9 protein-coding genes are annotated in these 12,187 nt (G+C 51.2%); all 9 read right to left on the bottom strand.

Annotated features, from left to right (window positions below):
- Positions 1 to 119: 119 nt before the first annotated feature.
- The 9 genes from KOR42_RS21440 to KOR42_RS21400 all read right to left on the bottom strand — a co-directional run bounded on the left by KOR42_RS21440 (position 120) and on the right by KOR42_RS21400 (position 12,180).
- A complete protein-coding gene (locus KOR42_RS21440; protein WP_197441425.1) occupies positions 120 to 608 on the bottom strand; it encodes a class I SAM-dependent methyltransferase in 489 nt (162 codons plus the stop codon).
- A gap of 127 nt (positions 609 to 735) precedes the next feature.
- Positions 736 to 1,590, bottom strand: coding sequence for a hypothetical protein (locus KOR42_RS21435; RefSeq protein ID WP_146511884.1), 855 nt, complete (start codon positions 1,588 to 1,590; stop codon positions 736 to 738).
- A 278-nt stretch (positions 1,591 to 1,868) separates the two neighbouring features.
- Positions 1,869 to 2,921, bottom strand: coding sequence for a leucine-rich repeat domain-containing protein (locus KOR42_RS21430; RefSeq protein WP_146511883.1), 1,053 nt, complete (start codon positions 2,919 to 2,921; stop codon positions 1,869 to 1,871).
- 89 nt (positions 2,922 to 3,010) lie between these two features.
- Positions 3,011 to 3,229 (bottom strand): RHS repeat domain-containing protein, encoded by a 219-nt coding sequence (locus KOR42_RS21425; RefSeq protein WP_146511882.1) that lies wholly within the window; start codon positions 3,227 to 3,229, stop codon positions 3,011 to 3,013.
- 495 nt (positions 3,230 to 3,724) lie between these two features.
- The gene (locus tag KOR42_RS21420) at positions 3,725 to 5,674 is read right to left on the bottom strand and encodes an RHS repeat domain-containing protein (RefSeq protein ID WP_146511881.1); all 1,950 of its coding nucleotides are present in this window, start codon (positions 5,672 to 5,674) and stop codon (positions 3,725 to 3,727) included.
- A gap of 74 nt (positions 5,675 to 5,748) precedes the next feature.
- Positions 5,749 to 9,699 carry an RHS repeat domain-containing protein gene (locus KOR42_RS21415; RefSeq protein WP_146511880.1) on the bottom strand — a complete coding sequence of 1,317 codons (3,951 nt, stop codon included), beginning with the start codon at positions 9,697 to 9,699 and terminating at the stop codon, positions 5,749 to 5,751.
- A 3-nt stretch (positions 9,700 to 9,702) separates the two neighbouring features.
- Complete coding sequence (locus tag KOR42_RS21410) at positions 9,703 to 11,370, bottom strand: glycosyltransferase (RefSeq protein WP_146511879.1); 1,668 nt, start codon at positions 11,368 to 11,370, stop codon at positions 9,703 to 9,705.
- On the bottom strand, positions 11,363 to 11,791 hold the full coding sequence (locus tag KOR42_RS21405; RefSeq protein WP_146511878.1) for a DUF6171 family protein: 429 nt from the start codon (positions 11,789 to 11,791) through the stop codon (positions 11,363 to 11,365). The genes KOR42_RS21410 and KOR42_RS21405 overlap by 8 nt, the downstream gene beginning before the upstream one ends.
- Positions 11,788 to 12,180: an iron-sulfur cluster assembly scaffold protein gene (locus tag KOR42_RS21400; RefSeq protein ID WP_146511877.1), complete on the bottom strand. Its 393-nt coding sequence runs from the start codon at positions 12,178 to 12,180 to the stop codon at positions 11,788 to 11,790. The genes KOR42_RS21405 and KOR42_RS21400 overlap by 4 nt, the downstream gene beginning before the upstream one ends.
- Between the last annotated feature and the right edge of the window lie 7 nt (positions 12,181 to 12,187).

Genomic DNA, 12,187 nt, shown 5'->3' with positions numbered 1-12,187 from the left:
GCGGCTACACATAGAGTCATTACCCAAGGATTCGAGGCCGTAATTTGCCTTCATCAGAGTGCGAAGTTCCTCTCGGTCTTTCTGCCAACCATAGTTTGGATTCTTCGCTGTGAACATTGTCAACGCAGATCCCGTGTCGTGGGGGCGACCCAGATGGAGCCAGTAGGATTGGAAACGTTCGGGACGCATCTACGAACCGCTCTGACAACTGTGGGCCACTCTTTTTGGTTCCAGTCGTGGCCACAGAGAATTCTGCACTTTGACCGCCAAGCGGTGATGTCATTGACGACGTTTTCGTAGTTGTGATTGGCATCGACGAAAACGACTTCACTATCTTTCAGCAATTCAGCAGCAGCGACTGAGTCCATTCGGGCTAAAACTATGTTTAGGTCAGGCCTTTTTTGTCGAAGTTCAACGAATGTCGTAAATAGTGTTTGACCAGCTCGAGACACGGTTCCAAGTGAGATGTCGACCACCTGCAGTGTTGCTTTTTTGGGAAGGTGCAGACCGACACACAACATCGAACGTCCGCAGTATGCTCCCAGCTCAGTCCAGGAGTTGACTGTCGCTGCGATCCCAGCGAGCCATTCGCATTCTAGACGTGACATGTACCCTGGAATTCGATCAATTGCTTGCCAGCAATAGGTATCGATCATGAAACGCTCCGGATCACTGAATCTATTCAAATGGTTCGCGGAAATTGGACTTGGAGTCTTTATGTCAAGGGAACATCTTCTATCCATCTCTTCTGGCAGGAAAGTAGTCGATCATTGCTCTACGTAGTGTCTCGTTACCGACAATCGTGTACAGGCCACTGTTGTCGAGGACGACTTGATCTGCCTGAAGATTTGCCTGAACCATCCATACCCCTCTATTGTTGTACTGACGGTCTGCGTACTCTCCGTGATAGAGATGCAACAGCTCATCTTTGCAGGCGCCGATACTCCCTTGAACTCGCTGAGTAACGAGAGCAGCCCATTCTTCCCAGGCATCCAATATGAATTGAGGAGATCTCTGTTTTCTGACGATATGCAATTTTCCGCTAAACGTATGAGCCATCCAGGAATCTGCTTCGCCGACAATATTCAAGTCAAATAGCCCATCAGGCAGCACTTCCCGGCGCGCCGCCCAGGCAAAGCCAGGATGACGGAATTCGGTCTTGTTTGACTGATCAAACCGATCACTACAATAACTTACGAATGTCTTCTTGACTTCCCATTCCGGACCAAGCCAGTGCGCTTTCGAGAAAGGCTGTACGATAGGATGCGATTTCAAAAGCCTACATGTTCGATCGTACCAGCCATCCTGCAACACGACATCACTATCAAGCCATGCGACGGCATCCACATCAGTCGAGAGTGAATTCATTGCGATGTTGAGTAGCCGCTCCTTCTGCCACAGCGTATGAACTCCACGACGACCACGCACGTGTATCGCATTCGGATCAATGGGTAAATCGTCATCGAAAATCAATTCGACAACCTTCACAGGAACATCAACTCCGAGCGCCCTGCGGAATCTCCGATAGTTGTCGATGATCCTTTTCGACTTGGAAGGGTTGAACAGACATGATACGACGTGGAGGTTCATAGATCGATCTCGGGTAGGCCCTTATTTTCACGCTTGCTCTTCACCAGCGTCGTCGATCGACTGATGACATAGCAACTGTAAGTCATACGCATCGACTAACTATGATCAACTCTTGGCAGTGTCGTATTCGCAATTGACGGTTAACTTGGGAGTCACCACAACCATGGCTTTCGAGTAACGAATGCTCTTGTAAAGAGCGGTTGGTGATTGCCAGGCTCAGTCTGACCAACCGTAGTTTATTGATCTATTAGCCGAGATACTGATTCAATCAGGTCACTCTACTTTTGAGACGATTTTATAGAGACTTTTTCAAGATTAGGAAGTGAGGCAAACACTTGGAGCGACTCTTTCGTGAGGTCGGCACGATCAATGATCAATTCACGGATCGAACGATGGCCCGACAATACTACCAACGCGTCATCATGAAAATGAGCGTCTGGTATCGACAAAACCTCAAGAGACTCCAATTCTGACACATACTTGAAGTCTATGGCACTCATCTCATTAATGGGTAGATGAATCTTCTTAAGCTGTTTCATTGCAGCTAGAGATTTCAAGATATCCTTGGAAACCTTATTCGAATCGATGTCAAGTGATTCGATAGTCACAGACTCCGTTAAAAAATGAATTCCTTGATTCGTGAACTGAGGACTTCGTATCCTCAGACTCTGAAGATTGGGGATCGTCGCGACAAGTTCAAGAGCTCTATCCGAAAATCGAACTGAAGCAATATCTAGATGCGTAAGCCTTTGCAACGAGGAAATCCGTTTTACGAAATCGTTGGTAAGGCTATTTGCGTAGTCGATGTGAAGCACTTCAAGTTTCGAAAACGTCATCAAGCAATCCGCAAACTCGTCTGTCACTTCAAACACATTATTGGCCGGACAAATCCATAAGCACTCCAATGAATTCATTCCTTCGAGTGTCATGAGTTGTTGATGTGATAAATTGTTTACGCAGATTTCAAGTGTCTCTAGATTCTTCAGTCCCAATAGTGGAGAAAAATCACCGTTCAGTGACACCGGGCTTCCTGAATATCCGATGGTCAGCGACTTGAGTTTGTTGAGTGTCGAAATGTATTTTATTTCCGGTGCAGTTACGACGTTGTCGAAGAGGATCAACTCGTCCAACTGAGGAAGCTGCCTGAGGCAAGAATTTGTATTCTGCTGACTGACAAGCCATCCCGCATTACCACAATAGCAAACTACGACTGCATCTTCGTGAGAAGCAATGTTCCCTTCGTCAGTTTCAAGTTGCAACTCTTGCGTATGAGCCGAATCGCTAATCAAGCACAATGCGATTGATGCCAGCAGGCAGTATTTACTTACCATTCGAGAGCCTTTTTTTTAGTCCGGTAGCCTATATTAGTTTGGAGGCGTAATCTAGCATTGTGATACGAACCTGCCCATTACTACGTAACTCAACGGAAAGAGGCCATGTTCGCAAGCTTCTTGGCGGTTCGATGACCGGCAGCGTCATAGGCGTATGTCGTTCGCTCTCCCTCCGGATTGATCAGCGACGAAATCCGTTTGAGCGCATTGTGGCTGTACGCTGTTCGACCTCCATCCGAATCAATGATGAGCGTCCGGTTTTCCGCGAAGTCGTATTGGTAGCTGATGATTTTCTTGGACAGTCCCATGACAAAGTCCCTCCAATCACACTCGCGTCATCGCCATGTCTGTCCCGGCAGATAAAACATACTTATTTTCCAACAGACAAGAATAGTCACGAGCCCAGCAATTGCGATGATGATCCCCCTAGCACTCGCCGTAGAATTGAACGATTTAGACTGTGTACAACGAGTGAGAAGTGAAAAGCGTGAGAAGACGACGGACACAACACCTGAGAAAATGGAGTAAATCGCAAAAGAAGAAAGGCTCCACATCACATTTCCAATGGGCGCAAAAAACAAGCGGAGCAATTCCTGGATGCTAGTTATGCCAGTTGGCCAAGCATTGGCAATAGTCGCAATGCCACCACCCACGAGCCAATACCTCCAAAATACGAAAACTCCAATCCAGAAACGCTGTGCAATAGAAGTCTCGCCACAATAACATGTTGCGGCCACAATCCCAGAGACGAAGGCAATCACGTACGAAGCTTGCGTGAACTCATTCATTTATGCCTCCAGACATCATGGTACGCATCGACCGTGGCCACTGCGACCAACGAACTCCCAACCATGCCCGGGAAAATCTGATTTCCACAAATCAGCTAGTTGACCTTGAGAGCGGTCCATGATCAACTGGTCATTGAACCAAACGCGATGAGAAGGGAAACTACTCGCTCTGAAAAAAGCCGAACCAGTATGTTCAGGCCATCCATCTTTGCAGCAAAACACGACACCCGGTTGATGCCAAATGTTTGTCGCCCTTCGTGGCGCTACGCTCTGAAATACAGGTTCTACTCTGGGGTCTGGTCTACCGTATCCACGCCATGATACTGTACAACACTTTGTTCTGGAATCACACTCTACAGACGTCATGTCAAGATTGATGGTGCCTTGATACCCCATGGGTTCGATACCACCATGTTGATCTGTCGAGACGATTTGCGCTGAAAGCGGACAACAACACATTTTGACTACAAGTTTCGTGTATAATCGAAAATCTCGATCGCGCGAAGATGGAGTACTTGGATCCTCTTGGAATGGCATGTACACAGACGATATGGCAAATTGGTCGAACCAATTTCCCATCGCTCCTCGAGGAGTTGGGGGAAAGTTGCATGGGACTTCTTCCAGGCTCCTTGATTGCACTACGTCCGCGATAAACGACTTTGCAGTGAGCGTGATTGTTCTGCATTTCGGTCCGGACTGATTCTCTAGAAGAACAGACGGATCAAAAGGAAGTGGATTGGGGTTCGGATGGCAATCGGCACAGTTCTCACCGGGCCGTCCAAAGTATTCCTCTAACAGCGGATCTAATCCAGAGGGATCGGCAACAAGCGAAATGTAAGTAGAGAGGTAAGCGTTTGCTCTACGACGAATGAGATCAACGCTCAACCACCGTGCAGTCGTTGGACGATACGTCCGTGCACGGATGTAGAAGTCCTCGGTATCCAAGTCGAAGTAGTATCCTACGCTACCAGTCCACTGATACGGGTTGACCGTCGCGCCGGTGGAAGTCAGCACATTTCCCCAGGCATCGTAGAGGTAGGTGTCGGTGACAGTTTCGGAGGAATTAGTCAACTGCCTGGTCGAGCCGAGCGCTTCGGAGTGGTAAAAGCTCGTTGCTCCGCTGCGTCGCTGGGAGACGAGATTGCCGTATCGACGTGGCTCATTTGTGTAGACGACCTGGGTGTCATGGGTCGCATTGGTTTCAGCCAAGTAGTTCTGGTTGTCCCAGATGAACTTCTTTACACCTGCTGATTCTTCGAGCTTGACTCGCAATCCGTCCGGCTCGTACGCCATTGTGTTGCGGATTCCGCTGGGAAGTTGAACGAGCGTTGTTCTGTTCTCGTAGTCCCAGGTTGTGGTGGTACGGTCTCCGGTGGGCGTGAGCACACGCTCCTGATTGCCGTTGGCGTCAAACGCATAGGTCGTCCTGCCGGTCGAATCGAGAGAGTAGCGAAGCTGATTCGCGTTGTCGTACGTATAGGTCGTGCGCGTGCCACTTTCGTTTTTAAGCGTGCGGTTGCCGCGTGAGTCGTAGGTGAACGTGTTGCGGTAGGGGGGCGTCCCGGTTCGGTGCTCACCGGTCAGCTGATAGGTGGCATCGTACAGGTACGTTACCCGGCTGCCATCGTTCTCGGCGGCGGCAGTCCGGTTGCCTGCCTTGTCGTACTGGTAGTCGAACTTCGAGATGACGCTGTTGTCGCTCTTGAGATTCGCCAGAGTTGTCAATCGACTGGCGGCATCGTAAGTGAAAGAGGCACGAGTCCCGTTCGCAAGTTTCTTGACCGTTCGACGACCAGCGGCGTCGTAGGCGTACGTCGTCCGCTCTCCCTGCGGGTTGATCAGCGACGAAATCCGGTTGAGGGCATCATAGCTGTACGTCGTCCGACCTCCATTCGGATCGATCATCAACGATCGATTCCCTGCGGAGTCGTACTGATAGCTGATGGTTTTCTTGGACGTTCCCATGGCATAGCCTCTTCAATAGAAGATGATACGAAAGGATGAAGCGATTTGGAACAACATTTTTTGGCTTCGCAGGGTTACACCTTGTAATCGGTGCTCAATGAGTCTGTCCGGTTGATGCCGTCGTAGCTGACTGTGACCGACACGGAGGCGTTCTCTTTGAGCGTCCGATTGCCGACTTCGTCGTAGGCAAACGTGGTTCGGGTCCCATCCGGATATTTGCGGTCAGTCAACTGACTGTTCGCATTGAATGTGTAAGTTGTCCGGTCACCGATGGCGTCGATCCGTAATGTTTGCCGTCCAGCAGCGTCGTAGGCGGATGTCGTACGCCGATTGAGCGGGTCAATCTGCTGAGTCTGCTGACCGGCGGCGTCGTAGGTGAATGAGTACCGTTTGGCATCCGAATCGACGAGCGCCCGTGTTTGGCCAATAGCGTCGTAGGAGGTGGTCGTGCGATTGCCGAGTGCATCGATTTCCGCAACCGGACGCGACTGTGCATCGTAAACTGTCGTCGTCCGTTCGGTTTCAGCATCAATGGAGGCGACGACCTGACCGGCAGCGTCGTAGACCGAAGTGCTGCGGTTGCCGAGTGAGTCGAGCTGAGCAACCATACGGCCAGCATCATCGTAAACGCTGGTCGTCCGATTCAACAGCGGATCGATCGAAGCGACCGCCTGACTAGCGGAGTTGTAGATCGTCGTGAACCGCTCATTGAGAGCATTCTGCGAGGCAACCGTACGGCCTGCCGCATCATAGATACTGGTCGATCGATTTCCGCGTGGATCGATTGAAGCGACGACGCGGCTCTTGTCATAGACAGTCGTCGAGCGATCACCGACTGCATTGATCTGCCCAATTGTGCGGCCAGCAGTGTCGTAGACCGTGGTGTTCCGGAACCCGCGGGCGTTGATTGTGCCGACGGTTTGGCCTTCCGAGTCGTAGACGGTCGTGCTGCGATTGGTGAGCGGATCGGTCTGAGCAACAACCTGACTGGCAGCGTTGTAAGTTGTCGTCGAGCGATTCGAGAGTGGATCGAGATAGGAAATACTTCGCCCGGCGGCATCGTAGACAGTGGTGCTGCGATTACCGAGCGGGTTGATTGAGCCGGTCGCCTGACTGGCCGCATCGTAAACGGTTGTTGACCGATTCCCCAACGCATTGATTTGCGCCACTGCGCGACCGGCCGCATCGAAGACGGTGGTCGTGCGATTGCCGAGGGGACTGATCGTGGCAACCTGTTGTCCCGCGGCGTTGTAGATGTTGGTCGTGCGGTTGCCGAGGGGATTGATTGTGGCGGCAACGCGACCGGAGCTGGTGTAGACGGTTGTCGAGCGATGGCCGAGTGGATTGATTTGGGAAGTTGGGCGTCCGCTATCGTCATAAACGGTCGTGGAGCGATCTCCAAGAGGATTGATCAGAGCAATCGGTTGATTCGCGGAGTCGTAGACGGTGGTGGTAATGTCCCCAAGCGGATTGGTCATCCGGATGCGGTTGCCGTTTGAGTCATAAGCATACGTGGTTCGGTTTCCAAACGCATCAACATTGGCCAGCAGACGATCGCAGTCGTAGATGCTGCTGGTGCGATAGCCTGCCGGATCGATCGTTGCCTGACGCCGACAGCCAGCGTCATAAACGTAGCTGGTTCTGGCGGCGTTGGGAGCGACATTCGCCAGGATTCGGTTGGAGAGATCGTACAGGACCGTTGATCGACGATTGAGCGGATCTTCAGTGACGACACGTTGGCCATTCTCGTAACTGAAACTAGTGCGATTTCCGAGTGGATCGACTGAGGCGATCACTTGATTGTACGAGTTGTAAACGTTGGTCGTTCGGTTGCCCAGCGGATTAATCGTCGTAACAGGTCGATTCGACACATCGTAAACTGTCGTCGTGCGGTTTCCGAGCGGGTCAATCATTGCAATCCGGAAATCATCGTTGTCGTAGAGATAGGTTGTTCGATGTCCTAGCGGATTGATCGTGGCCGTTCGGTATCCGCCACTGTTGTAGATGTGCGTTGTCGTCCCATCCCCTGGACGCACGATTTTTGTGAGCCTGACGGTATGGTCAGTTTGCCGCTCATAGGTTAGTTGTGACGTGTTTCCGAGTGGATCGACGTACGAACTGACATAACCGCCTGAGTAAGTCCAGGTACTGCGGTGGCCAAGTGGATCAATCATGCCTGAAATATTGTGCTGTCCGTCAAAGAGCACCGTGGTCAGATTGCCGCTCGGTTCCGTGATCTCCAAGTGATTGTAATCTCGATAGAGGTAGGTGTACCGCTCATTGTGAGGAGTCTGGACAGTTCGAATCAACCCATCGATATATGAGTAACTTGTCCGACATCCGTCCGGCGCAATCAATGTTGAGAGGCGATTGCTTCCATCGTACCGCATCTCGGTCGTGCACAGTTCCGGAGTAATGAATTGAGTAATGTTCCCATTGCTGTCTGTCGTGAAAGTCGCAATTCGATTATAGGGATCTTCAATTCGGGTTAGCTGATCATTGTCGTACCCGTCGTAGGAAAACGTGACGCGACGATTGTCCGGAAGGTTGATAAACTGCAGCGGACTACCATAGTTGAAGTCCCAATTGTCTTCACAGCCGTTGATGACTTCGATCAACGTGCCATCGCTGTTGTAGATGTACTTGATACCGTTTTCGGAATCAGTCTCTGTCCAGCCTCCTCCTTCGTTTTCGCAGAGAGTGTTATTGGAAATCGATCCAAGCGGTGTATAGCAACCAGAACTATCTTTACAGTAGTAGAGTTGACGAGATCCGTCGCAACGATCTACGAAGACATTGCATTCGTCAGCTTTACAGACACTTCTGCTCCCGACACCGGTCACGTTTCCTCCTGAAATCGTAATCGGAACTGGTAGGACGAGGGGGTCCGACGGAGGAGAGAAAAGCGAGAGTCCAACAGATCCACTCACCACATTCACGTTTGGAGTGCACGTCGCGCTCGACGACCCACATCCTCCTCCTCCAGGTTGCGGAGGAGATGGACATGTGATCTGACAACCTCCAACTCCACCACAACAGCTTGAGCAACCGCAGCATTCCGGCGGCTCCAAACAGCTTTTCTGTGGATCGGTGTCTGGAGCTGGATTCGAAGGCAAGCAAGGCGGTCTGTTCAAGCACTCTCCCACGGACAAAAATGGCAGTGGGCTGATCAACGTCCCTTCAATTTTAATCTTCGAATCTTCAAAGTCGCAGTAGTAATAAGGGCCGCCAGAGACTCGATCGAGAGTGTAAGTCGTTTGCGTCGGATCATACTGGTCAAACGGGATTAACTTCTCATATGTTCCTTGCGAACTAAACACAACGAAGACCACACCACATTTTTCCGGGTCACTGTCACAACGAGTCTCGATCGAAGAGTTTAGCGACACAGGAAGGAATCCACACGCTTCCAACCCATCGGTGAACCAGTCACAGTCATTCGTGTAACCACTCGTTTCTGCATCTTCCGTCCCGTTAAAACCGTCGCACCCACCACAAAGGAGGTCTGTCACGCCGCTAGTCGTCATTTGGACTGTGACATAGGAGCTGCTAAGAGCGGTACACATACACATGTTCAAGGGACAGGATGAAACGGAAATGTCCGATGATTGACTGGCCAGTGCCATGCCTGTCGTCTGGGATGTGATAATCGGTGTCCAAGTCAGATCGCTCGGCCAGCTTCCGCAAAGCTTCTTGGGATCTTTCAGCAACAATTCGAACGGGGTCGTCAGGTCGCTGATTTGCTTTGCTTCCCAAACCGGCTCCTCTGGACCACCCCGCAGTTTGACTTCTACGTCGTAGGTTCCATTCTCATTTGGCAACGCTCTCGATTCCATCTGTTGATACTGGCAAACTGATTCGAAAGTCACCTTCCAGTGAAACTGCTTCGTCTTGGCACTCACATATGACAGCAAAAAATCTCCCTTGAGCATGTCTGCGTCTGGACAACCGGGGATGGTGATACTCGGCAAACTGATCTTCACCCAACCGGGAGTCTGTGTTCGTAGTGAAGGATTGGTTGCCATCGTTTACTCTCCATCAAACAAGGACTTGGGGAAGATCAAGCCACCAGTGGGTGGTTGTGTTTCATCATTTGTCATCGGTTTAGAGAGACCGGATGACCCGTTGGTGAAGTCGCGGGAATCATTCCTGAATGCTCGCTCAGGACAGAACCTCTGAGTCGCTTCACCAATATTTTCGAACTGGATTCGCAATTTGCGCCAGGGCCAGGCTTTGTAAATAGCCTCCGCCTGCCGCATCAACTCGTCAATGGTCATGCCACGTGAGATCGGTTCGGCCTGCGGGACGCGTTGACGACGGCGAAAACTCTGCTTGACTGACTCCACATCTCTCACCAACCAAACCAACAATGGCTGATAGTCAGCAAAGCATTCCATCCAGGCCGTCATGGTATGTACAAATCGGGGATCTTTGATGACCCAGGGTCGCGGCAGCGTCGTTAGAATGTTCTTGGCGACCTGATCGTCAAACTCTCCATGCCGAATCAGTTTCGTGTTGAGATCACGAATCGGAATGTGCTCCGCGAATTCCTCATCAAGATCGCCCGGTTTTCCTTCGGCATGCCAGCCTAAGTCCTGAATCATCCTGGTCACGATCGACGTCCCGGAATGCCCTACTCCAAACAGGAGAATGTTCGGAGGACCAGTCAGTTTGAATTCGAGTGAACGTGCCCGAGTGATCTTGATGCTGTCCAGGTGATGATGATCCAGCCAGAGTCGAGTCAATTGGCGAAGATTCTGTCTGAATCGATACGGGTTGTAGTCGTTCGACCGATCCTGATGGTGAATACAGGTGACCGATCGACAGACCGCGACACGCCAATTCGCCGCTCGCCAAACCGAATAGAAATACTCGACATGTTCACAAATTTTGAGCCGCTCATCCCAGAGATGATCCTCCAGTAACTCACGTCGGGCCAGGACAAAATTGAAGACAAGATCGACGATTTGATAGTGCGTTTCACGAGAAGTGTGTCGCGGCCAGCGAGCAGGTTGACGGACAAAAAGTTCTCTCCGAAACAGTTCAAAGTCGCCCGCGAAATCGCATCGTTGACTTTCGATTTCCAGGCTACCGCCCACAGCCCCTATCGTGGGATCTTGGTCCAGCACGTCGACGAATCGTTCAATCAATGTTTCTGACGTGAATTCAAAATCATCTTCGGTGATCAGGAGGTAAGGTGTTTCGAAGTTCGCGACGATTGCGTTTCTGGCAGCAGAGATGCCGCAATCAAATGGCAATGCCAAAGAGACGAGATGCTCGTCATCAAATTCGACTGGTTGGTCTCCGTTATCACCAATGATGATCGGAATCGTGGGATAGTAACGTCGAATCGAGGCCACGAACCGTCGAAGTGCTTCCGGTCGCCTGAACGCGGTGATTCCAATCGTCACAAGTTGTGGGAGTTGCTTCCTGATGTCGCTTAAGCTGCTGTTTTCTGCCGTCGAGGTTGGCGACGGCGGTTCAATGGGATCGCCACATGTTTGTGAATGCAATTCACATGCTGCACAGATTGCAGAGCCGACAATACGTCCCGCAGCCCTGACGGCGCGGTGACGACAGAAATAGCTGTCATCAACCGGTCGATCGATGCGATAGTTGCAGGTTGGCAGGCGGTGTGAGTTCATCGTATTGCAGTCAGTTGTGATGGTGAGATGAGGACCGGCAGCGTCAGCCATCTTTCTTGCTCGAAATCTGTTCCCATTTTCCGAGTGGACAACGAAACGCTCGTCCTCTTGCTTTCAGTTGCAGAAAACATCCACATTCCAGACAACGATTGCCTTGCCTCCGGTCACAGTCTTGGCAGATCGCGATGCGTTTTTCGTAGACTTGTTTTGTCACAGTGCTCAGCCCGTCCGAGACAAAATCAGCGATGGCTCGTGCTGCATCCCAACCCATTCCACCGAGCGTTTTCTTCATCGGCTCACGAGGAGTCTCGCAGGGAGTCTCTTTCGTCGTGCAGTTCGCACAGATGGTTGACTCGACGAATCCGCCCGTTGCCCGCACTCCGGTGTGGCGACAGAAAAAGATGTCTGAACTGCGGGTCACAGATCGGTAGGAACACTCCTCCAGCTTCTTTCCCGTCGTTGGACTCTTCATGAAATTGACCTCGATTCAGAATTTGTAGATTGGTAGTCCTCAACCGCCAGGTTCAGTGCTCTGAGTGCCATATCAGGGCAATGTGTCTTGTCAGTGGGAACTCCGCCCAAGAGTTGGATCAGCTCCTCCACCCAAAAACTGGTGATTTCTTCGATGTGCTTGTCGCGTATGGACTCAGTCAGCATTGATCCGCATGCGACCAGAGTCCCACAGCCGTTGCACTGGAATCGGGCGTCTTTAATTAAGTGATCGTCGATCGCCAGATAAAGGGCGAATGCGGGACCTCGCCCCGGCGTGCCAACAACGCCGATGCCGTCTGCGTGCTCCAGCTGCCCTCGATTGAGTGGAGCCATAGCATGTTCCGTCAGGATCGCTGAAAACCGTGACATGTCACGT

The sequence above is a fragment of the Thalassoglobus neptunius genome (assembly GCF_007859735.1).
Classification (GTDB): domain Bacteria; phylum Planctomycetota; class Planctomycetia; order Planctomycetales; family Planctomycetaceae; genus Thalassoglobus; species Thalassoglobus neptunius.
Note: the sequence above shows the minus strand (reverse complement) of the source record. Positions and strands in the feature narration are given on the sequence as shown.